This window comes from Polymorphospora sp. NPDC051019, from assembly GCF_040683055.1.
Taxonomy (GTDB): Bacteria; Actinomycetota; Actinomycetes; order Mycobacteriales; family Micromonosporaceae; genus Polymorphospora; species Polymorphospora lycopeni.
In genome coordinates, this window is record NZ_JBFBCH010000015.1 from 170,346 (window position 1) to 194,673 (window position 24,328).

General features: G+C 73.5%; 22 protein-coding genes and 1 pseudogene. 10 read left to right on the forward strand and 13 right to left on the reverse strand.

From position 1 onward, the window contains the following. Entirely contained in the window at positions 1 to 771 is a 771-nt protein-coding gene (locus AB0M79_RS24620; RefSeq protein ID WP_364217753.1) for a DeoR/GlpR family DNA-binding transcription regulator, read from the forward strand. Positions 772 to 780: 9 nt separating this feature from the next. Here AB0M79_RS24620 and AB0M79_RS24625 read toward each other — a convergent pair whose 3' ends face one another. Both AB0M79_RS24625 and AB0M79_RS24630 read right to left on the reverse strand, forming a co-directional pair. Beyond that, positions 781 to 1,941 carry an SRPBCC domain-containing protein gene (locus AB0M79_RS24625; protein WP_364217755.1) on the reverse strand — a complete coding sequence of 387 codons (1,161 nt, stop codon included), beginning with the start codon at positions 1,939 to 1,941 and terminating at the stop codon, positions 781 to 783. A gap of 90 nt (positions 1,942 to 2,031) precedes the next feature. Next, positions 2,032 to 2,244, reverse strand: coding sequence for a hypothetical protein (locus tag AB0M79_RS24630; RefSeq protein WP_364217757.1), 213 nt, complete (start codon positions 2,242 to 2,244; stop codon positions 2,032 to 2,034). Between the two features lie 973 nt (positions 2,245 to 3,217). Here AB0M79_RS24630 and erm point away from each other — a divergent pair. Then, on the forward strand, positions 3,218 to 3,979 hold the full coding sequence (gene erm / locus AB0M79_RS24635; RefSeq protein WP_364217811.1) for an ErmE/ErmH/ErmO/ErmR family 23S rRNA (adenine(2058)-N(6))-methyltransferase: 762 nt from the start codon (positions 3,218 to 3,220) through the stop codon (positions 3,977 to 3,979). A 108-nt stretch (positions 3,980 to 4,087) separates the two neighbouring features. Here erm and AB0M79_RS24640 read toward each other — a convergent pair whose 3' ends face one another. Beyond that, positions 4,088 to 5,818: a family 16 glycoside hydrolase gene (locus tag AB0M79_RS24640; RefSeq protein ID WP_364217759.1), complete on the reverse strand. Its 1,731-nt coding sequence runs from the start codon at positions 5,816 to 5,818 to the stop codon at positions 4,088 to 4,090. Positions 5,819 to 6,056: 238 nt separating this feature from the next. On the opposite strand from AB0M79_RS24640, the gene AB0M79_RS24645 reads away from it, so the two are divergent. Beyond that, entirely contained in the window at positions 6,057 to 7,172 is a 1,116-nt protein-coding gene (locus tag AB0M79_RS24645; protein WP_364217761.1) for a geranylgeranyl reductase family protein, read from the forward strand. Positions 7,173 to 7,227: 55 nt separating this feature from the next. On the opposite strand, the gene AB0M79_RS24650 is transcribed toward AB0M79_RS24645, so the two are convergent. Next, the gene (locus AB0M79_RS24650) at positions 7,228 to 8,262 is read right to left on the reverse strand and encodes an NAD(P)-dependent alcohol dehydrogenase (RefSeq protein WP_364217763.1); all 1,035 of its coding nucleotides are present in this window, start codon (positions 8,260 to 8,262) and stop codon (positions 7,228 to 7,230) included. Positions 8,263 to 8,456: 194 nt separating this feature from the next. Here AB0M79_RS24650 and AB0M79_RS24655 point away from each other — a divergent pair, with 194 nt between their 5' ends. Next, positions 8,457 to 8,996, forward strand: coding sequence for an ATPase (locus AB0M79_RS24655; protein WP_364217765.1), 540 nt, complete (start codon positions 8,457 to 8,459; stop codon positions 8,994 to 8,996). Here AB0M79_RS24655 and AB0M79_RS24660 read toward each other — a convergent pair. Next, the gene (locus AB0M79_RS24660; RefSeq protein ID WP_364217767.1) at positions 8,980 to 9,789 is read right to left on the reverse strand and encodes a hypothetical protein; all 810 of its coding nucleotides are present in this window, start codon (positions 9,787 to 9,789) and stop codon (positions 8,980 to 8,982) included. The two genes, AB0M79_RS24655 and AB0M79_RS24660, sit on opposite strands and share 17 nt — an antisense overlap. Positions 9,790 to 10,091: 302 nt before the next feature. On the opposite strand from AB0M79_RS24660, the gene AB0M79_RS24665 reads away from it, so the two are divergent. Continuing rightward, positions 10,092 to 11,045 (forward strand): endonuclease/exonuclease/phosphatase family protein, encoded by a 954-nt coding sequence (locus AB0M79_RS24665; RefSeq protein WP_364217769.1) that lies wholly within the window; start codon positions 10,092 to 10,094, stop codon positions 11,043 to 11,045. Positions 11,046 to 11,070: 25 nt separating this feature from the next. On the opposite strand, the gene AB0M79_RS24670 is transcribed toward AB0M79_RS24665, so the two are convergent. Beyond that, positions 11,071 to 11,505: an OsmC family protein gene (locus tag AB0M79_RS24670; protein ID WP_357534879.1), complete on the reverse strand. Its 435-nt coding sequence runs from the start codon at positions 11,503 to 11,505 to the stop codon at positions 11,071 to 11,073. A gap of 319 nt (positions 11,506 to 11,824) precedes the next feature. On the opposite strand from AB0M79_RS24670, the gene AB0M79_RS24675 reads away from it, so the two are divergent. Then, positions 11,825 to 12,418 carry a signal peptidase II gene (locus AB0M79_RS24675; protein WP_364217771.1) on the forward strand — a complete coding sequence of 198 codons (594 nt, stop codon included), beginning with the start codon at positions 11,825 to 11,827 and terminating at the stop codon, positions 12,416 to 12,418. Between the two features lie 96 nt (positions 12,419 to 12,514). Here the strand turns inward: AB0M79_RS24675 and AB0M79_RS24680 are convergent, their stop codons facing one another. From AB0M79_RS24680 to AB0M79_RS24690, 3 genes are all read right to left on the reverse strand, one after another. Further along, on the reverse strand, positions 12,515 to 13,288 hold the full coding sequence (locus AB0M79_RS24680; protein ID WP_364217773.1) for a trypsin-like peptidase domain-containing protein: 774 nt from the start codon (positions 13,286 to 13,288) through the stop codon (positions 12,515 to 12,517). A 465-nt stretch (positions 13,289 to 13,753) separates the two neighbouring features. Next, positions 13,754 to 15,229: an ATP-binding protein gene (locus AB0M79_RS24685; protein WP_364217775.1), complete on the reverse strand. Its 1,476-nt coding sequence runs from the start codon at positions 15,227 to 15,229 to the stop codon at positions 13,754 to 13,756. After that, complete coding sequence (locus tag AB0M79_RS24690; RefSeq protein ID WP_364217813.1) at positions 15,207 to 15,962, reverse strand: response regulator transcription factor; 756 nt, start codon at positions 15,960 to 15,962, stop codon at positions 15,207 to 15,209. Before AB0M79_RS24690 ends, AB0M79_RS24685 begins: the two co-directional genes overlap by 23 nt. 321 nt (positions 15,963 to 16,283) lie before the next feature. Between AB0M79_RS24690 and AB0M79_RS24695 the strand changes: the two genes are divergently transcribed. After that, complete coding sequence (locus AB0M79_RS24695) at positions 16,284 to 17,177, forward strand: arginase family protein (RefSeq protein ID WP_364217777.1); 894 nt, start codon at positions 16,284 to 16,286, stop codon at positions 17,175 to 17,177. An 80-nt stretch (positions 17,178 to 17,257) separates the two neighbouring features. Here AB0M79_RS24695 and fecE read toward each other — a convergent pair. After that, positions 17,258 to 17,433: pseudogene (gene fecE / locus AB0M79_RS24700) on the reverse strand (Fe(3+) dicitrate ABC transporter ATP-binding protein FecE); the annotation flags it as partial. A 75-nt stretch (positions 17,434 to 17,508) separates the two neighbouring features. Here fecE and AB0M79_RS24705 point away from each other — a divergent pair. Together AB0M79_RS24705 and AB0M79_RS24710 are read left to right on the forward strand one after the other, a co-directional pair. After that, entirely contained in the window at positions 17,509 to 17,709 is a 201-nt protein-coding gene (locus AB0M79_RS24705) for a hypothetical protein (protein ID WP_357534844.1), read from the forward strand. 6 nt (positions 17,710 to 17,715) lie between these two features. Beyond that, positions 17,716 to 18,435, forward strand: a complete 720-nt coding sequence (locus AB0M79_RS24710; protein ID WP_364217779.1) for a helix-turn-helix domain-containing protein — start codon at positions 17,716 to 17,718, stop codon at positions 18,433 to 18,435. Between the two features lie 124 nt (positions 18,436 to 18,559). Here the strand turns inward: AB0M79_RS24710 and AB0M79_RS24715 are convergent, their stop codons facing one another. Beyond that, positions 18,560 to 18,955 (reverse strand): VOC family protein, encoded by a 396-nt coding sequence (locus AB0M79_RS24715; protein ID WP_364217781.1) that lies wholly within the window; start codon positions 18,953 to 18,955, stop codon positions 18,560 to 18,562. A gap of 210 nt (positions 18,956 to 19,165) precedes the next feature. Between AB0M79_RS24715 and AB0M79_RS24720 the strand changes: the two genes are divergently transcribed. Beyond that, a complete protein-coding gene (locus tag AB0M79_RS24720; RefSeq protein ID WP_364217783.1) occupies positions 19,166 to 20,449 on the forward strand; it encodes a citrate synthase in 1,284 nt (427 codons plus the stop codon). A gap of 484 nt (positions 20,450 to 20,933) precedes the next feature. Here the strand turns inward: AB0M79_RS24720 and glgB are convergent, their stop codons facing one another. Together glgB and AB0M79_RS24730 are read right to left on the reverse strand one after the other, a co-directional pair. After that, a complete protein-coding gene (gene glgB, locus AB0M79_RS24725; protein WP_364217785.1) occupies positions 20,934 to 22,799 on the reverse strand; it encodes a 1,4-alpha-glucan branching protein GlgB in 1,866 nt (621 codons plus the stop codon). Between the two features lie 125 nt (positions 22,800 to 22,924). Continuing rightward, positions 22,925 to 24,226: a glycosyltransferase family 4 protein gene (locus AB0M79_RS24730; protein ID WP_364217815.1), complete on the reverse strand. Its 1,302-nt coding sequence runs from the start codon at positions 24,224 to 24,226 to the stop codon at positions 22,925 to 22,927. Between the last annotated feature and the right edge of the window lie 102 nt (positions 24,227 to 24,328).

The following is a 24,328-nucleotide window of genomic DNA, read 5'->3' on the forward strand; positions in this document are numbered from 1 at the left end:
ATGCTCGCCCAGCAGCGCCAGGCGGTGATCCTGGACCGGGTACGGCTCACCGGCGGCGTACGCGTCACCGACCTCGCCGCCGAGTTCGGCGTCTCCGACATGACGATCCGCCGCGACCTCGAGGTGCTCGCCGACCGCGGCCTGCTCGCCAAGGTGCACGGCGGGGCGACGACCGTCCACCCCGGCGCCACCGACGAGCCCGGATTCGCGGCCAAGTCCGACCGCCAGCGCGGCGAGAAGGCCGCGATCGCCGCCCGCGCCGCCCACCTCGTACGCCCCGGCATGGCCGTCGCCCTGTCCGCCGGCACCACCACCGCCGAACTCGCCCGGTGTCTGGTCGACGTGCCCGGGTTGACGGTGGTGACGAACTCGATCCCGGCGGCCGACATCCTGCACCGGGCCGCCCGGCCCGACCACACCGTGGTGCTGACCGGCGGCGTACGCACCCCGTCCGACGCCCTGGTCGGGCCGGTCGCGGTGGCCGCGATCCGGACCCTGCACCTGGACCTGCTGTTCCTCGGCGTGCACGGGATGAGCGTGCGGGCCGGCTACACCACGCCGAACCTGATGGAGGCCGACACCGACCGGGCCCTGGTCGCGGCGGCCGACCGGCTGGTGGTGCTCGCCGACCACACCAAGTGGGACACCGTCGGGATCTCGTCGATCGCGGCCCTGGACCGGGCACACACCGTGGTCACCGACCCCGGCACCCCGGACGACGCGCTGGCGGCCCTGCGTGAACACGTGCCGGACGTGGTCGTCGCCGGCTGAGGCGCGGCGTCACAGGCCGCTGCACGGCCGCCCGTCGATGGTGCAACCGGCGGGGCGCTTCGGGCCGAACACCGACTCGCCGGTGACGTCGAACCGGAACCGGGCCGACCCGCCGGGCGGCGCCGCCGCGCCGGTGAACGTCACCGTACGACCCTCCTGGGTGTACTCCGCCCCGGTGACCCCGCCCACCGTCCCCGAGTCGGTGAGGGTGATCGTGACCGTCCAGCGGGCGGCGGTGTCTCCCGGATTCTCGACGGTGACCTCGCCGCGATAGCCGAACGCCGCCGTCGACAGCCGGTTGAACTCGGCCTGGAGGGGTACCGCGGCCGGCACGCCGGCGGTGGGCCGCGCCGACGAGGACCCGCTCGGGCTCGCCGACGGCGACGCCGTGGGCGCGGCCGACGCCGCCAGCGGCGGCCGCGTCGGGGTCGCCGTCACCTCGCCGGGCCCCGACGCCAGCGGCGCCGGCAGGTAGGGCCCCGAGCCGGGCGCCGGCCTCGCCGACCGGTCCGCGTCGTCGCCACCGGACAGCGCGACCACCGCGACCAGCCCGGCGGCGAGCAGGGCGACCGCGACCGCGCCGCCGGCCAGCACCGCGCGCCTGTTGCCGGCCAGCACCGCGCGGCCCTTGCCGGCCAGTGTCGCCAATGGTCCCGACGGCAGCGCCCGCCGGGCACCGCCACGCCGCGTCACCGGGCCCACCCCGCCGGCATCACCCGCGCCGGCCGGCTCGGCCGGGCCGGCGAGATCGACCTCGGAGAACGCGAGCCAGTCGAGCACGGCCGGCAGGCGCCCGGTCAGGACGTGCTCGTACGTCTCCTCCAGCTGCTCGCGGTGCTCGTCGTACCACTGGTTGACGAAACACGACTGGTGCAGGGTGAGCCGGGAACCGGCGTCGGTCGGCTCCAGCTCGTAGACGACCAGGGTCTGCACGCGGTCCAGCCGCCACTCCATGGACAGCCGGCGCGGCTCGCCGTACTCGAGGAGCCGGGCCGCGACCGGGCCGTTGAAGCCGGGCATGTCGGTCGGGCGTAGCTGGAACTGCGAGCCGATCCGCGGGACCATGTCCGTCTCCCCGAACCACTGCCCGAGCAGGCGAGGCTCGGTCAGCGCACGCCATACCCGGGTGGCGGGGTGGGATAGGTCCACATCTACCCGTATGTCAGCCACCGGGCGACTTTACGGCCTCGGTCCAGGCGGCCGAAACCGGCCTCCCCCGGCCGGCTCCACCAGCGCCGACGGCCACCGCCGCCGGGGCGGTCAGTCGGTCTGCGGCAGCCTGTCGAGATCGGGATCCCAGCCGTCGTCGTCGATGTCACCCTCGGTGGTCTCGCCCGGCGCCGACGCCGGTTCCGGCGCCGGATCGGCGCCCGGGACCGGGCCCCCGCCGCCGACGTTGGGCAACACCGCCGTCGGGAACTCCACCGATCCGGGCTCGTGCACGTCGTACCGTCGCGCCGTCATGACTGTCACGCCCACGAGCGTATGCAGCCACCCGTCCCCACCGGGCCGTTTTCCCCCGCACCGCCCCCGCACCGCCCCCGTGCCGTCCGCGTACCGTCCGCGGGGGCGGCGCGCGGGGGCGGCGCGCGGGGGCGGCGCGCGGGGGCGGCGCGCGGGGGCGGCGCGCGGGGGCGGCGCGCGGGGGCGGCGCGCGGGGGCGGCGCGGGGTCGGGGCGTTGATCAAGGAGAAGTTACGCGACAAATTCGGCGAAACGCCCACGTCTTCTCCTTGATCGGCCGGCCTGAGGGCCGCGGCTGTCGGGCCCGGCCGGTGGGGCGGGCCGGCGGGGCGGGCCGGCGGGAAATCGGTTGGGGGACGGCGTGGGGTTGGCTTAGCGTGGCCGGCATGGCAGCCACGCACGCTCTGATCAACAGCGCCGCGCCGGTCCGGTACGGCTCGCTGCTCGTGTCGCGCCCCCGGATCCGGCCCGCCCTGGCCCGCCAGGACGCGTCGGCGACTGACTGACCTCACCCAGCTTCCCGCGCGTCACCGCGCACGCCAGGGCCATCCGAGTCCAGATCCGCTCGGACAGGCCCCGCTTCGTGCTGCCTGTCCACGCCCGCCGCCCGGCGTCCCCGCCGGCCGGCAGACAGGACACCGGCTGTGGCACCACGCGCTTCGCGCCCCAATCTCCCGAACCCCGGGCGGCGACCCGCCGCCTCCCACCCCCCGCAGCACTCGGAGTCGTACCCGGACACTCCCGGCACCGGGCGATCCGACGACGTCGGCCGCCAGCCCTCGGCATCCGACTTCCGGCGGCGCTCCGCCGCGCCGGACTCCGATCGACGTGCCGGCCGTGAGCCGGACCCGGGTCGACGGTCCGTCCCTGATCCGGCCCCCGGTCGGCACACCGTTCCCGCCCCGGACCGGCAGTCCGGCGGCTCCGGTGGCTTCCCGCCGCGCCGGGCGCCGAACCGTACCGGTGTCGACCGGACGCGCCGGATCCTGTCGCAGAACTTCCTCACCGACCCGGCCGTCGTCGAGAGCTTCGTACGTGCCGCCCGGCCCGGCCCGGACGACCTCGTCGTCGAGGTCGGCGCCGGTCGGGGCCACCTGACCCGGGCGCTGGCCGGCGCCGCGGGGCGGGTCGTCGCGTACGAGGTCGATCCCGGTCTCGCCGCGGACCTGGCGGCGACGTGCCGGACCCTGCCCAACGTCACCTGCCGGATCGAGGACTTCCTGCTGGCCCGGCCGCCGCGCGGACCGTTCGCGCTGGCGGGCAACATCCCGTGGGCGATGACCGCCGCGGTCGTCGACTGGTGCCTGGCCGCGCCGACGCTGACGGCGGCGACCCTGCTCACCCAGTGGGAGTACGCCCGCAAGCGCACCGGCGGCTACGGCCGGTGGAGCCGGTTGACCGTGCTCACCTGGCCGTCGTTCGAGTGGCGGCTGGCCGGCCGGGTGCCCCGCACGGCGTTCCGCCCGGTGCCCCGCGTCGACGCCGGGGTGCTGCGGTTGGAGCGCCGCCCGCGGCCGCTGCTCCCATCCACGGCGTTGCCGGCGTACGAGCGGCTTGTCGGGATCGGGTTCGGCGGTGCCGGCGGTTCGCTGTACGCCTCACTGCGCCGGCACCATCCGGTCGGCCGGCTGGATGCCGCGTTCCGGGCGGTTCGGCTGGACCGGGCCACGGTCGTCGCCGACGTGTGGCCGGAGCAGTGGCTGACCCTGTTCCGCCTGCTGCACGCCCCCACCCGCCGCCACTGACCCCGAGATCCGCGTGATCAGGGAGTTTGCATCGAGGCGCGCCGACGACACGCCCGACCTACTCCCTGATCACGCGGATCATGAGGTGGGACGACTTGGGGCTACGGGTCAGGGGATTCGGTCGGCGCCGGGTACGCCCGCGCCGGCCGCCGGGGGAGTGGCCGACGCGTTGCCGGCCGGGTAGCTGTACGGCGGCCGGGCGACGGTGTCGTCCTCGCGCAGCCAGTCGTCCTTCTCCTTGCCGCTGTCGTTGGCCCGGGTGATGGTGGCCGGGTCGTACCAGTTGTTGTCCGTCCAGGTCAGCCGGGTGTCGCCGAAGTCCTCGGTGATCGTCTTGGCGCTCACCACGTAGTTCGCGTCGGCGTACACCTGGCCGCCGACACCGAGCCCGACAAAGTAGTCGTCGACCTCGACGTAGTTGGCGAAGAGGTGGGCGTAGCCGAACCGGACCCGCGGGTGCCGGGTGTTGGAGCCGTCCATCCAGTTGTGGTGGTACGTCACCCGCAGGTAGCCGCGGTCCTGGGCGCCGTTGTTGTCGCTGTGGCCGAGCAGCATCGACTTGTCCGTGCCGACGAACCGGTTGTACGAGGCGGTCACCAGGTCGGAGCCGCGCTTGATGTCCAGCGAGCCGTCGTTGGACGGGTGGAACGTGTTGTGGTCGATCCACACGTGGTGCGAGTAGCACTGCACGTTCACCGAGTCGTCCGGCGAGTTGCGGAAGGACAGGTTGCGGACGATCACGTTCTGGACGGGGGTGAACCGGTCGCGTTCGGCGGGGTCGCAGATGTCGCCGCCCCACGCGATCTCGTCCGGCCCCCAGCCGTTGATGTCGAGCCCGAATCCGCTGATCGTCGCGTTCGTGCCGACGCCGATGATCGTCTTGTTGGAGCCGATGTCGAGCATGTCGGCGCCGGAGCCGGTGATGGTGCCGGAGACGCGGACGATCCGTGGCACGTCGTCGGCGACGGCGGCCGCCAGTTGCGCGTAGCTGGTCACGGTCACGGTCGGCCCGCCGGCGCCGCCGGTGGTGCCGGTACGGCCGTACCCGCTGACGGTGGCGAAGCCGATCAGACCGTCCACGTTGCCCGGCTGGCCGGTCGGCGGCGGCGTGGTCGGCGTCGTCGGGGGCGGGGTGGTGGGCGGGGGAGTCGTCGGCTGGCCGGTCGGGGGCGGCGTGGTCGGCGGTGGCGTGGTGGGCGGGGCCGTGCCGCCGCTGGTCACCACCACGTCGTCGAAGGAGGCCGAGGAGTGCGACGTCTGCAGCCCGATGCGGCCCGCGGACGACACCGAGCTGGTGCCGGAGGCGAACTGCGCGCCGTTGACCGACCCGCTGACGGTGGTGCCGTTCGTGGTGATCGACAGGGTGTACAAGGTGCCGTTCGCGACGGTGCGCGAGGAACTGCCGAGTACGGTCACCGAGCTGCCCCGGACCGCCTGTAGTTCGGCCCGGCCGGGCAGCAACGCCAGCCGGTAGAACGTGGTCGACCCGGAGGCCCGTGACAGCAGGCCGACGAATCCGTTGGAGCCGAGGCTGACCGGCTTGACCCGGGCCTGGACGGTGTAGTTGGTCAGGCTGGTCGAGGCGTTGAAGAGGCGGGCGTTCTCACTGTCGGTCTTGGACTGCCGGGCGACCTGCGATCCGTCGGCGACGACGGCCCAGGTGCCGCCGGACTTCGCCCAGCCGCTGATGTTGCGGTCCTCGAAGTTGGCGCTGAACTCGGTGGCCGCGCTGGCGGCGGGGGAGAAGGCGACGGCGGCGGCGGTCAGCGCGCCGATCGTGGCGGCGACGACGGGTATCTTCCGCCTGGATTTCGGGCGCGGGAGACCACGCTGATCCATGGTGGACCTTCCTTTGAGCGGGAATTCGGACCGTCCGTCCGGATAATGTGAACTGACTAGGAAAGCGCATTCCTGAAATCAGAACGTAACTTTTGATTTGATGGGTGTCAACGTTATGCAACAATCCTGCAAATCCGTTTCCTGGCGCGCTTTCCGCCCCGGCGGCCGGGGCCGCCCCCGCGCCGGATACCCGGCGGCCTGATCTTGCCCGCCCAGCCGGGTGCCTTACGCTGCCCGCGTGACCGCGTATGACGTAGCCGTCGTCGGCGCCGGGCCCGCCGGCCTTTCCGCCGCCTACACGGCCGCCCGCGCCGGGGCGGGCGTGATCGTCCTGGAGCGGGCCGAACACCCGCGCTACAAGACCTGCGGCGGCGGCCTGATCGGACTGTCGCTCGACGCGCTCGGCGACCGGATCGAGATCCCGGCCCACGACCACGTCGACGCGGTCACCTTCACCCACGACGGCCGCCGCGAGTTCACCCGCCGCGAGCCCGGCCGCACCCTGGTCGCGATGGTGCGCCGGGAGGAGTTCGACGACCGGCTGCGCGCCGCCGCGGTCGCCGCCGGTGCCGAGGTCCGCCAGCGGGTCGCCGTCCGCGCCCTCGAACAGGAGACCGACCGGGTACGGGTACGCCTCGCCGACGGCTCGGAGGTGACCGCCGGCGTGGTCGTCGGCGCCGACGGCTCGTCGGGGATCACCGCCCGCCACGTCGGGGTCGAGTACGGCCAGGTCGACCTCGGCCTGGAGGTCGAACTGCCGGTGTCGCGCGACGTACAGGGGCGGTGGTGCGGGCGGCTGCTCATCGACTGGGGCCCGATCCCCGGCTCGTACGCGTGGGTCTTCCCCAAGGGCGACCGGCTCACCGTCGGCGTCATCGCCGCCCGTGGCCAGGGCGACGAGACCCGCGCCTACCTGCGCCGCTTCGTCGACCGGCTGGGCCTGTCCGGCATCGAACCGGCCCACGACTCCGGCCACCTGACCCGCTGCCGCACCGACACGTCACCGCTGCGCGCCGGGCGGGTCGTCGTCGCCGGTGACGCCGCCGGACTGCTCGAACCGTGGACCCGCGAGGGGATCAGCTTCGCGCTGCGCTCGGGTGCGCTGGCCGGAGCGGCCGCCGCCCGCGGCGACCTCGACGGCTACGTGACGGCCGTACACGATTCGCTGGTGCCGTCGATGCGGGCCGGCCGCGACCTGCTCGCCGCGTTCACCCGCCGGCCCGGGATGTTCCACCGCGTGCTCGCCACCCCGCCCGGCTGGCGGGTGTTCACCCGCTTCTGCCGCGGCGAGCCCGGATTCGACCGCCTGGTACGGCGGGCGCCGGTCCGGGCCGCCCTGTCGATGCTCCGCTGACCCAGGACCGCCCGGACGGTGCCCCGCCCGGCCGGCGCCCGGCCGGGCGGTCCGCTCAGGGCACGATCACCGCCCGGCCGCGGATGTCGCCGGCCCGCAGCCGCTCGTACGCGCGCACGGTCTCCTCCAGCGGGAACGTCTCGACCTCGGTGTGCACCCGCCCCAGCCGGGCCAGCGCGATCACCTCCTGCAACTCGGCGCGGGTGCCCCAGAACGGGATCCGGGCGGTCACCTCCAGCGGCACCGGCGGCGGCTCCTCCGCGGTCGGCTTCAGGGTGAGCTGGCCGCCGCCGAGCCCGACCAGCAGCAGGTGCCCGCCGGTGGCGACCACGGTCCGGCCGAGCCGGGTGGTGGCGTCGACGGAGACGAAGTCGAGCACCACGTCCGCGCCGTCCGGCGGGTCGCCGACCAGGGCACGGATCCGGCCGGCCGCCTCGGCGTCGGAACGGAACGTGTGGTGGGCGCCGACCCGGGTCGCCAGTTCCAGCGCGGCGTCGCTGGTGTCGACCGCGATGACGGTGACCGCGGTCGTCGCGGCCAGGATCTGCACCGCCATGTGGCCGAGACCGCCGATGCCGATGACGACGCAGAACGTGCCGGGCCGCAGCGCCGGCCGGACCAGTTCGACGGCGTGGTACGGGGTCAGCCCGGCGTCGGTCAGCGGCGCCGCCTGGGTCAGCTCCAGGTCGCCGGTGGGCAGCAGCCGTGACGCCGGCACGACGACGTACTCGGCGAGCCCGCCGTCGCGGCTGAGGCCGACCCCGCCGACCGGCACCGTCCGGCACTGGTTCTCCCGCCCGCTCAGGCAGCCCCGGCAGTGCCCGCAGCCCTGGATGCCGTAGATCGCGGCCCGGTCGCCGGGCCGCCAGGCGGTGACCCCGTCACCGGCCCGGTCGACCGTGCCGGCGATCTCGTGGCCGAGCGTCATCGGGACCGGGTACGCCCCGGCCGGCGCGTCGAGGATGTGCAGGTCGGAGTGGCAGGCGCCGGCCGCACCGACCTTGATCCGCACCTCGCCCGGCCCCGGCTCGGGCACCGGCACGTCCATCAGCTCCAACGTTCCCGGCCCGGTCAACCGTACGGCGCGCATCACGTTCCCCCCGGCAGGTGGCGGCCGTCGGCCGTACCAGCGGGCCGACGACCTCCACTACCCGCCACGCGACCGATGATGCCCGAACACGGGGCGTGGAAATCGGCCGTGAATTCCCAGAGTGCGGGCTCTACTGCCCGGGTTTTCCGGGAATGCCGCGCGGACCGGTGAAGCAGCGATGCCAGGAGGGGACGATGTCTGGCGGTGTACGGGAACAGGGCATGGAGTTCGCGGTCGTGGACGGGGGCTACGACCCGGAGCAGGTCAACTGCTGCCTGGCCGATCTGGGCCGGCAGCTGGCCCGGCTCAGTGCCCAGACCGAGCAGGTCGAGGCGGCGTACGGCGAACTGGGTGACGCCCGCGCGGAGATCCGCCGGCTGCGCGCCATGCTGCACGGCCGGCCGGCGGTCTACCAGGGTTCGCAACGCATCCAGCAGATGCTGACGATGGCCGAGGAGGAAGCGGCCGAGATCGTGTCGCAGGCGTACGACGAACTCGCCGACGCCCAGCGGGCGGCGATCGAACTGCGCGAGCGGACGTACGAGGAGGCGGTGCAGGCCCGCCGCGACTTCGAGGCCGCCCTGCACGCCCGCCGGTGCCGCGAGCGCGACACGGACCGCGTCCTGCGGATGATCGACGGCTTCCCGGAGCCGGTCGGCGAGGTGGAACTCGTCGCCGACGAGGAGGACGTCTACCGGGCGGGGGAGGCGGTGCCGGTCAGGTCAGCGCCTTGACGATCGTCGTCGCCCGGCTCTCGTGCTTGGCGTACGCGCCGGGGTAGGCGGACTTCTGGACGGCCTGGGCGGCGGCGGTGAGGCTGAGCCGCTGCCAGCCGTCGACCTTCTTCAGTGCCTCGTAGAAGCGGCGGGCGGCGTACTCGGGGTCCATCAGGTCGCGGACGCTGCCCCAGCCGGTGCTCGGCCGCTGCTGGAACAGGCCGACCGAGTCGTGGTCGGATCCGGTGCCCTCGTGCGGGTACTTCTTCGACTCCGGCACGACGTCGCTGGCCAGGTTGCGCAGGTTGGTCTCCTGCATGGCGGTGGCGACCGCGACGACCAGCCCGTCGGTGGGGATGTCGAGTTCGCGGCCGACCTTGACGATCGTGTGCGCGTTGTCCATCTGGGTCTGGTTGAGCCCGGCGACCGGCTTCGGTTTCGCCGGCGGCGCGGGGCTGCTCGGTGCGGCGCTGGCCGACGGGCTGGGCGACGGGCCGGGTGCGGGTGAACGGTCGTACGACCGGGACGCGGCGTCGTCGCCGGCCGCGGCGGCCCGGTCGGCGACGGCGGCCCGGTCGGTGCGTACGTCGTCGACGGCCGGGTCGAAGTCGCGGAGCTGGGCCACCGCCACGACGCCGAGACAGCAGGTCAGGCCGGCGGCGAGGCAGATCCGGACCGGGGTGGAGGTCCGCCGGCGGTGCCGTGCGGCGCGGTGCCGGCCACGGCGACGACCGTCGGACCCCGGCTCCACCGAACGGGTATGCCAGGGGGCGGGGGAGGGCTGCTGATGGGGGGCGTCGTCGGGGTGCACCCGCCGAAACTAGGCAGGATCCCGGCCAGCGAAAACCGTACCGGTTATGGCTCTTCCCACAATTTTCACCAATGGGATGCCAATAATAGCTTCAAATCAGGGTCAATGTAGCCAGTCGATCAAATCTGGCATGTCCGGCTTACCGGGTGGGCCCGGGTGATTCCGTCGGCCGTTTCCTTCGGTCGGTGCGATCCGGGCGCCTCGCCCGTCCGGCCGATCCACGACTCGGCTGAGTGGCTGATAGTCGGGTCGGTCGGGCGGGTGGCGGTCTTGCTCACCCTTTTGCCGGGTACGATCCTGCCGTGGTCTTGAGCAAGATCAACAACTCGGCCGGCCGGCCACCGGCACCCACCCCGTCCCGTCGCGGCGGACTCGTCATCACCGCCGCGCTGCTCCTGGCCCTCCTGCTCGCCGGCTACCGTTTCGTGCCCAACGTGCGCGGCCTGGGCAGCATGCTCGACAGCGTCGCCCCGTTCCTCGGCATCGCCGTACCGATCCTGGCCCTGATCGCCCTGCTGCGCCGGGCCCGCCTCGCCCTGGCCGTCGTCCTCGTGCCCGGCCTGCTGTGGGCCGGCCTCTTCGGCGCCGCCTGGCTGCCGTTCGGCGGCGGCGGGCCGGTCCAACTCCGCGTCGTCAGCCAGAACCTCCAGGCCGGCAATCCCGAGCCGGACGGCGCCGTGCGCGCCCTCGTCGACATCGACGCCGACATCATCGGCCTGCAAGAGGTGTCCGGCGGCATCCGCGGCACCATCGCCGACACCCTCGCCGACCGCTACCCGCACCAGGCGTACGTCTCCACCGTCGCACTGTGGAGCCGCTTCCCGATCCGCGGCTACGTCGGCGTCGACACCGGCCTCGACTGGACCCGCGCCCTGCGGGCCGTCGTCGCCGCCCCGCAGGGCGATGTCGTCGTCTACGTCGCGCACCTCGGCTCCGCCCGGATCGGCGACACCAGCGTCCGCGACCACACCATCGCCACCCTCGCCGGCCAACTGCGCGGCGACGACGCCGAACGGCTCGTCGTCCTCGGCGACCTCAACACCGCCGCCAGCGACCGGGTGATCACTCCACTGACCGACCAGCTCTCCGACGCGCAGGCCGACGCCGGCTGGGGAATGGGGTTCACCTGGCCCTCGGCACTGCCGGTCACCCGCCCCGACCACGTGCTCTACCGCGGCCTGACCGCCGCGTCCGCCGGCGTGGTGCGTACCCCCGGCAGCGACCACCGCGCGGTCACCGCCGGCTTCCGCTTCTGACCGCCGCCACATCCGGCGGCGGCCGTCACCCGCCGGAGACGACCGCCGGTACGACGGTCAGCGTGTGCCGCGGCTCGCCGGTGCTCGGGAACGGCCACAGCCGGTCCGCGCCCCGCGCCAGATCGGTCAACTGCTGCCGGGTCAGCCCCGCCGAGCCGACCGTGGCCTGCACCTCGGCCCGGTAGCGCCCGTCGGGGTCCCGGGCCAGCCTCGCCCGCGCGTTCACCCGTACGGTGTGCGACTCGTCGCCGATGCCCGCCGCCGCCTCCACCGCCGCGTGATGCAGGCAGGACGCGAACGCGGCGGCGAGAAGCTGCTCCGGCGTCAGCCCGGTGCAGTGGTCCGCCAGCGGCGACGCCAGCGCCGTGGACAGCTCCCCGTCGTCGGTACGGACCCGGCCGCCCTCGGCCGTCGCGCTGGCCTCGAACGCCCCGTCCCCGGTCGACTCCCTGTGCGCCATGGTCACGACCTCCCGCTTCTCCGCCATCGGGCCTACCCGCCCAACGCCCCACCTAACGACCGCACCCCACCCGCGCCGGCGGGCCGGGAGCGCGGGTCGCGGGAGCGCGCGCGGCCGGGAGCGTTGATCAAGGAGTTGTTGTGCGACGAAAAGTGCGAACCGGGCATGATTGGTCCTCGATCGGCGGGGGGCGGCCCGCCGAGCCTGCACGCAGGGCGGGCCGGGGCCGGCACGCGGGCGGGGCCGGCCGGGCGGAGGGCGGGGGGCGGCGCGGAAGGCGCCGGGCCGGCCTGCGGACGAACAGTGAGAGGATCGTCGGGTGACGGACGAGCAGTCGAAGACCGACGACGCCGCCCCCGCGGCCGTCGACACCACCACGACCACGCCCCGGGCGCAGCGGTGGACCCACCACGCGCCGTGGATCGCGGCCCTCATCGCGGTCACGGTGATCACCACCGACCAGCTCTCGAAGATGTGGGCGGAAGGCAGCCTCACCCGTGGCGAGCGCACCCCGCTCGTCGGCGACGCGCTGGGTATCCAGCTCACCTACAACCCGGGCGCGGCCTTCTCGATCGGCTCGGGCGCGACGTGGATCTTCACGGTCCTGACCGCCGTCGGTGTGGTCGCGGCGGCCTGGTACGCCTGGCGGGTGCGGTCCCGGGTGTGGGCGATCTGCCTCGGCCTGGTGCTCGGCGGGGCGACCACCCACCTGCTCGACCGGCTGCTGCGTGAGCCGTCGTTCGGGCAGGGACACGTCGTCGACTTCATCGCGTACTTCGACTGGTTCATCGGCAACGTCGCCGACATCGCCATCTTCTTCGGCGCGGTCATGTTCTTCGCGCTCACCGTCTTCAACATCGCGATGCACCCCGCGCCCGCGGATGAGCCGGAGCCGTCCACCAACGGCGCCTAGCACCCGCCACCAGCTCACCCTGATCCGCGTGATCAGGGAGTACGTCGCGCGTGTCGGCGGCGCGCCGCGCCCGAAACCCCCTGATCACGCGGATCATCACGAGCCCTGACCGGCCTGCGCGAGCAGCCGGGTGACGACCGACCCGGCGGTGTCCGACGGGATCGCGAAGCCCACACCGATGTTCCCGGTGTCCGCACCGGTGGTGGCGATCGCCACCGTGATCCCGACGACCCGCCCGGCGGTGCCGACCACCGCCCCACCGGAGCTGCCGGCGTCGACCGGCGCGTCCGTCTGGATCAGACCCGTCAGCCAGTCCGCCGTACGGTCGACGGCCGACACGATCCCGGCCGTCACCGTCCCCTCCAGCCCCAGCGGGCTGCCCAGCGCCAGCACCGTGCCGCCGACCCGTACCGCCGAGCTGTCCCCGAACACCGCCGGCGTCAGCCCGTCGACCCCCTCGGCCCGCAACACCGCCAGGTCGGTCTCCGGATCGCCGCCGACCACGGTCGCCCGCGCCGTACGCCCGTCCGCCAGCCGCACCGTCACCGGCCCCGTCGCGTCCGCCACCACGTGGTCGTTCGTCAGGATCCGGCCGTCGTCGCTCAGGACCACGCCCGATCCGGTCACGGCGCCGCCGCGGGTGGCGACCTCGACGGTGACCACGCTCGGCGCGACCGACGACGCGACGGCGGCGAGATCCACCACACCGCCCGTCGAGACCGTGCCGGCGGTGACGACCGACGTCGTACGCGGCTCGGCGAGCCGGGCCGCGAGCGCCCCGCCGCCGGCCCCGCCGGCCAGCGCGACCGCCACGACCAGGATGCGCCGCCGGCCCGGCCGCGCCGTCGCGACCGGTGGTACGGCCGGCATTCCGGTAGCGGCCGGCGCTGGCGGTACGGCCGGAACCCCGGCAGCGGCCGGCGCCGGCGGGACGGGAGCCGCACCGGTCGGTACCGGCACCGGACCGGCGGACCACGCCACCGAGGCCGGCGCGTGCGGCCCACCCGGCACCGAGGGGCCGACGGTGACGGGGGCACCGCCGGCGGCGAGCGGGATCCGGCCGACGGCGGGCGTCCGCCCGGACAGGTGGTCGGACCGCTGGGCTGCGTCATCGAGTTCGTCATGTCATCCACCGTGGACCCGCCGCCTTCCGGCCGGCTTCGCCGACGCTGTGCGGATCCTGTGCTCCCGCGCCGGACACCGCCGGCCCTCTTCCGGCCTGGGTCCCGGCTGGCCGCGGACTCCTGTGCGGCAGCGGGCTCCTGTGCGGCGGTGGGCTCCCGTTCGGCGCCGGGGTTCCGACCCGTCGCCGGCGCAGGTCCGGCCAGCGCGGACCTAGGCCGGCAGCCGCACCGTGAAGACCGTCCGACCCGGGCGGCTGTCCACACCCACCCGCCCGGCATGCGCCTCCACCACCGCCGCCACGATCGCCAGGCCCAGCCCCGTACTGCCGGCCGCCCGGGACCGCGACGTGTCACCCCGCGCGAACCGCTCGAACACCTCCGGCTGCAACTCCGCCGGAATCCCCGGCCCGTCGTCGGCCACCGTCAACACCGCGCCACCCGCCGGCTCCGCCGCCAGCGTCACGGTCACCGTCGTCCCCGCCGGGGTGTGCGTACGTGCGTTCGCCAGCAGGTTCGCCAACACCTGGTGCAGCCGTGCCCGGTCCCCGGCGACCGTCACCGCCTCCTCCGGCAGCACCAGGTTCCACCGGTGCTCCGGACCGGCCACGTGCGCGTCACTGACCGCGTCGACGACCGGCGCCGACAGGTCCACCGGCTCGCTCGCCAGCGGCCGGCCGGTGTCGAGCCGGGCGAGCAGCAGCAGGTCGTCGACGAGCACCGTCATCCGCAGGCTCTCCGACTCCACCCGGCGCAGCGCGTGCGCCACGTCGGGCGGCACCGCGTCCCGCCCCCGCCGCGTCACCTCCGCGTAGCCGCGGATCGCCGCCAGCGGCGTACGCAACTCGTGGCTGGCATCGGCGACGAACTGGCGTACCCGGGTCTCGCTGGCCTGCCGCGCGGCGAGCGCCGCGCCGACGTGCCCCAGCATCCGGTTCAGCGCCGCGCCCACCTGACCGACCTCGGTCCGCGGATCGGTGTCCGCCGCCGGCACCCGTACGGACAGCGCCACCTCGCCCCGGTCGAGCGGCAACTCGGCGACCCGGCCCGCCGTCGCCGCGAGCCGGCGCAACGGCCGCAACGCCCGGCCGATGATCAACACGCCGGCGCCCCCGGCCAGCAGCAGCCCGGCCCCGGCGATCGTGGCCTCCGCCGCCACCATGCCGAGCAGGGTGTCCTCGACGCTCGACAGCGGCAACCCGGTCACCGTCACGGCACCGTTCGGCAGCTCCCTCGCCAGCAGTCGGTAGCGGCCGAGCGTACCCAGGTCGCGGCTGCGCGGCTCGCCGTCCGGCGGCAGTGCCGCCAGCGTCACCCGGGCGTCGCCCGGCACGTCCGACACACCACCGGTGCTGTCGACGTCGCGTACGGCCGCCGCCACCCGCCCGTCCCCGACGACCGCGGCCAGCGTGCCCGGCGGCTGGCCGACGAGCTGCCGCCGCAGCTCGAAGTCCGGGCGCAGGTCACGCGGCGGCCCGCCACGCCGCTCGGTGGCCGTCAACTGCCGGTCGACCTGGTCGACCAGCGTGTGCCGCAACGCGACCGTGGTGACCACACCCACGCCCAGACAGACGGCGGCGAGCAGCCCGATGACGGCGGCGAGCAGCTTCGCCCGCAACGACCACCCGGCCAGCGGCCGCCACCGCCGGCCGCCCTCCGGCCCGCCGTCAGACCGCGGGCTTGAGGACATACCCGGCGCCTCGCAGCGTGTGGATCATCGGCTGCCGGCCCACGTCGATCTTCTTCCGGAGGTACGAGATGTACAGCTCGACGACGTTGGCCTGCCCCCCGAAGTCGTAGCTCCACACCCGGTCCAGGATCTGCGCCTTGCTCAACACCCGGCGCGGATTACGCATCAGATAGCGCAGCAGCTCGAACTCGGTCGCCGTCAGCGTGATCAGGTCGCCGCCCCGGCGCACCTCGTGGCTGTCCTCGTCGAGACTCAGGTCGCCGACGACCAGCACCGCCTCGTCCCGGGCCGTCACGCCGACCCCCGACCGCCGCATCAACGCCCGCAGCCGCGCCACGACCTCCTCCAGACTGAACGGCTTGGTGACATAGTCGTCACCGCCGACCGTCAGCCCCGCCACCCGGTCCTCGACCGCGTCCTTCGCCGTCAGGAACAGCACCGGCACCGACGGCGCCTGCCCCCGCAGCCGCCGCAACACCTCGAACCCGTCCAGGTCCGGCAACATCACGTCGAGTACGACCGCGTCCGGCTGGAACTGCTTCGCCGTACGCAGCGCCGCCATGCCGTCCGGGGCGCTGCGCACCTCCCAGCCCTCGTAGCGCAGCGCCATCGACAGCAGGTCGGCCAGCGTCGGCTCGTCGTCGACGACCAGCACCCGTACGGGATCACCGTCCGGGCGCCGCAACTCGACATGCTTGGTGGATCGGGCGGCACCGGCCGATCGGGCATCCATGGTCACCATGCCCTCATCCTGGCCGCGCCCGCTGTGCCGGCACTGGATGTTCTCTGTGTAGCACCTGTGCGGGCCATCGGATGTCGTATCCGCCGTGCTCAGCAGGTACGGGACCGGCCCGGATCCGAACCTGGGTGCCGCTCAGGGGCGGGGTCGGGATCGGTGAAAGACCGGCCTGGGCACGGAACCTGCCGTTAGCGTGCAGGCCAGGTGTGCGGGCAGGGCGGCAGGCGCGGCTGGAGCGACCCGGCCGGCGTGGTGGTGCGGCGCGTGACGGCGTGCGGAAGTGGTCCGCGCGCCTGGCTGGCGAGGGAGTCGACGGTGCCGGAACTGGCGATGATCGAGGCGCCTTCAGTGCTGGGGCTGCGGCCCGGTGGCGTGGAGGACCTGCCGGCGGCGCTGCTCGACGCCGGTCTGCGAGACCTTCCTGGAGCGGTGCCGGGCGGCCGGGTCGAGGCGCCGGCGTACGACCCGGAGCGGGACCCCGAAACGGGGATTCTCAACGGCGGCGGGATCGCGCGATACAGCGTCGCGCTGGCTGACGTGGTCGGCGCGGCCCTCGCCCGCGGTCGCTTTCCCGTGGTCCTCGGCGGTGACTGCACCATCCTGCTCGGCAACCTGCTCGCCCTGCGCCGCCGTGGGCATCACAGCCTGCTCTTCGTCGATGGGCACACCGACTTCTACCAGCCGGCCGTCGAGCCGACCGGCGAGGCGGCGTCGATGGATCTCGCGCTGGCGACGGGCCGAGGGCCGCAGGTGCTCAGTGACATCGAGGGTCGCGGGCCACTGGTGCGCGACGAGGACGTAGTGGCCTTCGGCTTCCGTGACAGCGCGGAGTCGGCGCGGGCCGGGATGCAGCCGCTGCCGCCGTCGCTGCGCACGATCGATCTCGAGGGTGTACGCGCAGCCGGCGCGGCGATGGCGGCGCGGCAGGCCGTCGACTGGCTTTCTGCCGGTCCCGGCTCCGGCTACTGGGTCCATCTCGACGTCGACGTCCTCGACGACGCCGTCATGCCCGCCGTTGACTACCGTCTGCCTGACGGGCTGACCTGGGCCGAGCTGGAGACCGTACTGCGGACGGCGATGTCGAGCGGTCAAGCGGTCGGCCTCGACGTGACAATCTTCAACCCCCGCCTCGACCCCGACGGACGAATCGCCGTACGGCTGGCCGAGTGTCTACGCCAAGGGCTGTCGGCTCTGCCCGACCGTGTTTGACCGCGCGTCGGATCAGGCTCGAAGAGCAGGCGGTGGCGAGGCGTGACGGGGGTGGCGGTGTGGACGGTGTTCAGGCTGCGGCGGGCCGCGGATACGACGAGCGGGCTGCCGGTCTCCGGGTCGGGATGACGCGGCAGGGCAGGCCGAAGACCTCGCCTACGACGTCAGCGTCGACGATGTCGGCGGGGGCGCCCTGGGCGACGATGCGACCGTCGCGCACGGCGACGAGGTGGGTGGCGTAGCGGCAGGCGTGGTTGAACGGCGCCGACCTGCGGTTCGGCGGCGGGCGCGGCAGGGAATGATGTCCTCAACAGGACCAGGGAGGGCTCTCGTGGAAGGCAAGGGCGGTTCGCTCGCCACCGGAATGGTGTTCGGCATCGTGATGGGCGCCATGATCGGCTTCGCCATGGACAACCTGGCGATCGGGCTGGGGATAGGTGTCGCCCTCGGCGTGGCGTTCGGGGTCGCGGTCGGCGCCGGCGGCGGCCGTGGCAGCGGCGCCGACCAGGGCACCGATCCCGACCGGCCCTGACACACCGTGTACGGCGAACAGCCCTCCGCCGTCCCCGGCACGGTCCGGTGGCGCGGCGCTGGCGTCGGTGACGACCACGAGGTGCGGGTACTGCCGGACGGCTGCATGGACCTGATGTGGTCCGACCGCGGCGGGCTGCTGGTCGCCGGCCCGGACACGGTGGCGCACCTGGCGACCCGGCGCGCCGGGGAGACCTCGATCGGGCTACGGTTCCCGCCCGGCACCGGCCCGGCCGTGTTCGGGCTGGCCGCCCACGAGTTGCGTGATCAGCGGGTGCCGCTGGCCGACCTGTGGCCGGCCGCGGACGTACGCCGGCTGGCCGGGCTGGTGGCCCGCTCGCCGTACCCGGGTCGGGTCCTGGAGGCGGCGGCGCTGGACCGGCTGCGGGCCGGACCGGGCCCGGACCCGCTCGCCGGTGAGGTCGTCGCCCGGCTGCGCGCCGGGCGGTCGGTGGCCGCGACCGCCGCCGCGGTCGGCCTGGGGGAGCGGCTGCTGCACCGCCGCAGCCACGCCCTTTTCGGGTACGGCCCGAAGACGCTGGCCCGGATCCTGCGGATGCGTCGGGCGCTGGCGCTGGTCGACGCCGGCCGGGCGGCGGCCGAGGTGGCCGTGACCGCCGGATACGCCGACCAGGCGCACCTGGCCCGGGAGATCAAGGCGCTGGCCGGGGTGCCGCTCGGGGTGCTGCGCCCGCGGCGACCTGACCGGCCGGTCGCGGCGGCCTGACCGGCCCACCGCGGCGGGCAGACCAGCCCGCTGCGGCAGCGAACCGGCCCACCGCGAGGGGCAGGCCGGGCGCGGTGGGCTGACCGGCCGACCGCGGTCCGGGGCGCGGTCGCGGCGGTGCGGGTCAGCCGAGCGCGGCGTAGAGGTCGACGCTGTTGCCGTCCGGGTCGTAGACGATGGCGTACCGCTGGCCCCAGAAGGCGTCCCACGGCTCGCGGTGGCTCTCGTGGCCGCTGGCGGTCAGCTCGGCGTGGACCCGGTCGACGTCGGCCGGTCTGTCGCAGCGGAAGGCGAGGCTGATCCGGCCCGCCCTGGCCGGCGGCGGGGTGAAGCCGGGATCGATCTGGCGGGCCACCTCCTCGGTGTCCCAGGCGAGCCGGAAGCCGCCGTCGAGGGTGACCTCGACGTGCTGCTCGGTGTCGGCGGCGGCGGGGATGTCCAGGCCGAGGCGCCGGTAGAAGGCGAGCGAGCGGCCCATGTCGGCGACGAGAAGTCCGATAAAGTCGAATTTGACTGCCATGTGGCTCACGCTAGCGGCGGTCGGGGGGCGGGGTCTTGAACGAATCGGACCGGTGTGCCGCGCAACCCCTCCGGGTACCCGGTTCGGAACCGGTTCGCAACATGCGTGACGCAGACCTCACCCAAAACCATCGCTGTCGGGTTTCCGTCACGCACGTTTACCGTAAACATGGGCTTTCAACGAAGATCTGCCGGCGAAGCGAGGGACCACATGACAGATGTCAAGCTCGAACACCCTGGCGGACAGCTTTCGATGCCGGTGAACCCGGCCGTCGAGGGTCCCGCGGGAATCGGCGTCGGTAAGCTCCTGGCGGAGACAGGTCACGTCACATACGACCCGGGGTTCGTCAACACGGCGGCCTGTTCGTCGAAGATCACATACATCGACGGTGACGCCGGTATCCTGCGTTACCGCGGCTACCCGATCAACGAGCTGGCCGGTAAGGCGTCGTTCCTGGAGACGTCGTACCTGCTGATCTACGGCGAGCTGCCGACCGCCGACCAGCTCGCGGCCTTCACCGAGAAGGTCCAGTTGCACACGATGCTGCACGAGGACTTCAAGCGGTTCTTCGACGGCTTCCCCCGCGACGCCCACCCGATGCCGGTACTGTCGTCGGCGGTCTCCGCGCTGTCGACCTTCTACCAGGACAGCCTCGACCCGTTCGACGCCGACCAGGTCGAGATCTCCACGGTACGGCTGATGGCGAAGGTGCCGACGATCGCGTCGTACGCCTACAAGACCTCGATCGGCCAGCCGCTGCTCTACCCGGACAACGCGTTCGGCTACGTCGACAACTTCCTGCGCATGACCTTCGGGGTGCCGGCCGCGCAGTACGAGGTCGACCCGGTCGTCGCCAAGGTGCTGGACATGCTGCTGGTCCTGCACGCCGACCACGAGCAGAACTGCTCGACCTCGACCGTACGGCTGGTCGGCTCCGGCCAGGCCAACCTGTTCGCGTCGGTGTCGGCCGGTGTGAACGCCCTTTTCGGCCCGCTGCACGGCGGCGCCAACGAGGCGGTCCTGCAGATGCTCGGCGCCATCCAGGCCGACGGCGGTGACGCGGCGAACTTCGTACGCCGGGTCAAGGCCAAGGAACAGGGCGTCAAGCTCATGGGCTTCGGGCACCGGGTCTACAAGAACTACGACCCGCGGGCCGCGATCGTCAAGCAGGCCGCCCAGGACGTGCTGTCCCGGATGGCCAAGCCGGACCCGCTGCTCGACATCGCGATGAAGCTCGAGGAGATCGCGCTCGCCGACGACTTCTTCGTCTCGCGCAAGCTCTACCCGAACGTCGACTTCTACACCGGCCTGATCTACAAGGCGATGGGCTTCCCGACGAAGATGTTCACCGTGCTGTTCGCGCTCGGCCGGCTGCCCGGCTGGATCGCGCAGTGGCGGGAGATGATCAACGACCCGGAGACCAAGATCGGTCGCCCGCGCCAGCTCTACATCGGTTCGCCGGAACGCGAGTTCGTCCCGATCGAGAAGCGCTGACCCGACGCTCGACCCGGCCGCCGTGCCGCCCGTGTAGGCACGCCGGCCACCGCGCCACCTCCGCCGCCGCCCGCGCGCCGATCAAGGGGATGTATCGGACGGGTCGCCCCGTGTGACCCACGATTGCCCCTTGATCAGCGCACCCGGGCGGCGGTCGCGTGTGCGCGGCGGATGGCGGTCGCGTGCGGGGTCGGCGGGCTCTGTGCGTGGGGCGCGCCGCAGTTCTGGCGCGATCAAGGGGATGTATCGGGCAAAGCGGCCGCCGCGACCCACGACTAGTCCTCGATCAACGCGAGCGGGGCGGGTCCGCCGCACCTCCGGCGCGATCAAGGGGATGTGCCGGGCAAAACACCCGGAGCGACCCACGACTTCTCCTTGATCAACGCGCGCAGAGGCTGCCTGCGCGCAGAGGGCCGCGCGCAGAGGGCCGCGCGCAGAGGGCCGCCTGGGCGCAGAGGGCCGCGCGCGCAGAGGGGCGCGCCGGTCACTCCTGGGTGGGCTTTGACGGGCGGAACCAGACCGCGGCGTACGGGCCGACCTGCACCGTCGCCGACGTCCGCAGGCCGTGCGTCGCCGGCCCGTCGGCGTCGACGGCGCCGAAGTTGCCGACCCCGGAGCCGCCGTACGTGGCCGCGTCGGTGTTGAGGACCTCGTCCCAGCGCCCCTCGACGGGCAGCCCGATCCGGTAGTCGTTGCGCGGCACCCCGGAGAAGTTGACCACGCAGGCGAGCACCGACCCGTCGGCGCCGTACCGCAGGAAGCTGAGCACGCTGTTGGTGGCGTCGTCGCCGGCGATCATCCGGAAGCCGGCCGGGACGGTGTCCTGCGACCACAGTTCGGGGCCGTCGCGGTAGATCCGGTTGAGGTCGCGCAGCAGGTCGGTGACGCCGCGGGCGCCGGGATCGGCGAGCAGGCCCCAGTCGAGGCCGCGGTGCTCGCTCCACTCGCGCTCGTCGGCGAGTTCGCTGCCCATGAAGAGCAGTTGCTTGCCGGGGAAGGACCACATGTAGGCGAGGAAGCCGCGCAGGCCGGCGAGGCGCTGCCAGCGGTCGCCGGGGAACTTCGCGGTCAGCGAACCCTTGCCGTGTACGACCTCGTCGTGGCTGATCGGGAGCAGGAACTGCTCGTCGAAGGCGTAGATGCCGGGGAAGGTCAGTTCGCCGTGGTGGTAGGAGCGGTAGAGCGGGTCGCGCGACAGGTAGTGCAGGGTGTCGTGCATCCAGCCCATGTTCCACTTCAGGCCGAAGCCGAGGCCGTCCCAGTCGACGGGGCGGGAGACCTTGGGCCAGGCGGTGGACTCCTCGGCGATCATGACGACGCCGGGGTGCAGCCGGTAGACGGCGGAGTTGAGGTCGCGCAGCAGGGCGATCGCCTCGGTGTGCGAGTTGCCGCCCTCGGCGTTGGGCAGCCACTGCCCGGAGCCGCGGGAGTAGTCGAGGTAGAGCATGGAGGCGACGGCGTCGACCCGTAGGCCGTCGATGTGGAACTCCTCCAGCCAGTACAGCGCGTTGGCGATCAGGAAGTTGCGGACCTCGGGCCGGCCGTAGTCGAAGACCAGGCTGCCCCAGTCGGGGTGTTCGCCGCGGCGCGGGTCGGGGTGCTCGTACAGCGGGGTGCCGTCGAAGCGGGCCAGCGCCCAGGCGTCGCGCGGGAAGTGGGCCGGCACCCAGTCGAGCAGTACGCCGATGCCGGCCCGGTGCAGCCGGTCGACGAGGTAGCGGAAGTCGTCGGGGGAGCCGAACCGCGCGGTCGGGGCGTAGTAGCCGGTGACCTGGTAGCCCCAGGAGCCGCCGTACGGGTGCTCCATGACCGGCATCAGTTCGACGTGGGTGAAGCCGAGGTCGGTGACGTACGCGGTGAGCTGGTCGGCGAGTTCGCGGTAGTTCAGGCCGGGGCGCCAGGAGCCGAGGTGCACCTCGTAGACCGACATCGGGCGGGCGTGGTGGTTGGTGGCGACGCGGCGTTCGGCGAGCCAGTCGCCGTCGTCCCAGCGGTACCGCGAGGTGGTGATGACCGACGAGTTGAACGGGGGGCTCTCGGTGCCGCGGGCCATCGGGTCGGCGTGGTCGACCCACTGCCCGTCGGCGCCGTGTATCCGCAGCTTGTAGCGCTGGCCGGGTTCGGCGCCGGGGACGAACACCGACCAGACGCCGCTGTCGCCGACGCGGTCCATCACCGCGCCGTCGTACGGGCCCCAGCCGGTGGCGTCGCCGACGACCCGTACCTCGCGGGCGTGGGGCGCCCACACCGAGAACCGGGTGCCGCCGTCGCCGGGGTGGGCGCCGAGCATCTGCCAGAGTCGTTCGTGGCGGCCCTGCGCGAACAGGTAGAGGTCGAGTTCGCCGATCATCGAAACAGTATTGGGCACCGGGGCCGATGCCGCGTGCGGCACGTCGGTCCCCGACGCGGTATTCGCGGGCCGGCCCACCGCGGCGGGGTGCGCCGTGGCGGGCCGGGCCGGGTGCAGCGGGTCGATCATCGGCCGCCGACCGCCGCGAGCAGGTTGCCCTCGCGGATCTTGAGCTGGGGGCGGCCCTGGGCCATCCGGGCCTCGGCCTGCTCGGCGGCGAACGCCGGGGCGTGCGCGATGGCGGCGGAGTACGTCGCGGCGGTGCGGTGTGCGATCGACGACCAGCCGTACCGGTCGTGGACCATGGTGCGGGCCTCCCGGGCGAGCCGGCGGGCCCGGTCGCCGTCGGAGAGCAGGGAGCTGACCGCGTCGGCGAGGCCTTGCGGGTCCTTCGGGGCGAAGGTCATGCCGTTGACGCCGGGCTCGATGATCTCGGCGAGCCCGCCGGTGGCGGCGACGGCCAGCGGTACGCCGGCGGCGGCGCCCTCCAGCGCGACCATGCCGAACGGCTCGTAGATGCTGGGCACCGCGAAGCAGTCCGAGGCGGCCATCATCGCCGGCAGTTCGACCCCGCCGAGGAAGCCGGGGAAGCTGACCGTCTCACGCAGTCCGAGGCGGTCGATGTCGTTCTCCAGTTCCTGCCGGTACGGCCCGTCGCCGGCGATGACGACGCGCAGGCCCGGGTGCTGTTCCTTCAGCTTGGGCAGGCCGGCGATCAGGTGCTGGACGCCCTTCTCGTAGACCAGCCGGCCGGCGAAGGTGACCAGCGGGCCGTCGCCGGCGAAGCGCTGCCGGGCGGCGGCGACGGCGCTGGCCGGTACCTGCCAGCGGTGCGTCTCGACCCCGTTGGGTACGACGTCGACCCGGCCGGCCGGTACGTCGAACAGGCCGGTGACCTCGTCGCGCATGTAGCCGGAGCAGACGATGACCCGGTCGGACTCCTGCGACAGCCACCACTCCATGGAGTGGATCGACCGGTTCATCTCCTCGGGCAGCCAGCCCTGGTGCCGGCCGGCCTCGGTGGCGTGGATGGTGGTGACCAGCGGCAGGTCGAGGTGCTCGGACAGCGAGACGGCGGTGTGCGCGACCAGCCAGTCGTGGGCGTGGATGACGTCGTACTCGCCGGACTGCGCGGCCCGCAGCGCGGCCCGGGTCAGGGTGTGGTTGAACGCCATGGTCCAGGCCAGCAGGTGGGAGGTGGCCAGCGGGAACGTCACCGGGTCCTCGGGGGCGCGGACGATGCGGACCCCTTCGGCGTACTCCTCCAGCGGCGCGCCCTCGGCGTGCCGGGTGACGACGGTGACCTCGTGGCCGGCGGCGGCCAGGGCGACGGAGAGCGCGTGTACGTGACGACCCAGCCCGCCGACGAGTACCGGTGGGTACTCCCAGGACAGCATCAGGATGCGGCGGCGGCTGTCGGGGGCCATCCCGCCGGCGGTCGGCAGACCGGTGGCGGGGGCGGCGTGGTGCGTGCGGGAGGTGAGGTTCGGACGGCAGGGGCCGTCCGTCGTGACCGGGGCGTTGTCGGC

Coding starts and splice junctions, on each gene's coding strand:
- AB0M79_RS24670 (WP_357534879.1), bottom strand. CDS start 11,505: ATGGCGCACAGGGAGTCGACCGGGGACGGGGCGTTCGAGGCCAGCGCG.
- AB0M79_RS24685 (WP_364217775.1), bottom strand. CDS start 15,229: ATGTCCTCAAGCCCGCGGTCTGACGGCGGGCCGGAGGGCGGCCGGCGG.
- AB0M79_RS24640 (WP_364217759.1), bottom strand. CDS start 5,818: ATGGATCAGCGTGGTCTCCCGCGCCCGAAATCCAGGCGGAAGATACCC.
- AB0M79_RS24715 (WP_364217781.1), bottom strand. CDS start 18,955: ATGGCAGTCAAATTCGACTTTATCGGACTTCTCGTCGCCGACATGGGC.
- AB0M79_RS24655 (WP_364217765.1), top strand. CDS start 8,457: ATGTCTGGCGGTGTACGGGAACAGGGCATGGAGTTCGCGGTCGTGGAC.
- AB0M79_RS24650 (WP_364217763.1), bottom strand. CDS start 8,262: ATGCGCGCCGTACGGTTGACCGGGCCGGGAACGTTGGAGCTGATGGAC.
- AB0M79_RS24720 (WP_364217783.1), top strand. CDS start 19,166: ATGACAGATGTCAAGCTCGAACACCCTGGCGGACAGCTTTCGATGCCG.
- glgB (WP_364217785.1), bottom strand. CDS start 22,799: ATGATCGGCGAACTCGACCTCTACCTGTTCGCGCAGGGCCGCCACGAA.
- AB0M79_RS24680 (WP_364217773.1), bottom strand. CDS start 13,288: ATGCCGGCCGTACCACCGGTCGCGACGGCGCGGCCGGGCCGGCGGCGC.
- AB0M79_RS24730 (WP_364217815.1), bottom strand. CDS start 24,226: ATGGCCCCCGACAGCCGCCGCCGCATCCTGATGCTGTCCTGGGAGTAC.
- AB0M79_RS24690 (WP_364217813.1), bottom strand. CDS start 15,962: ATGGATGCCCGATCGGCCGGTGCCGCCCGATCCACCAAGCATGTCGAG.
- AB0M79_RS24620 (WP_364217753.1), top strand. CDS start 1: ATGCTCGCCCAGCAGCGCCAGGCGGTGATCCTGGACCGGGTACGGCTC.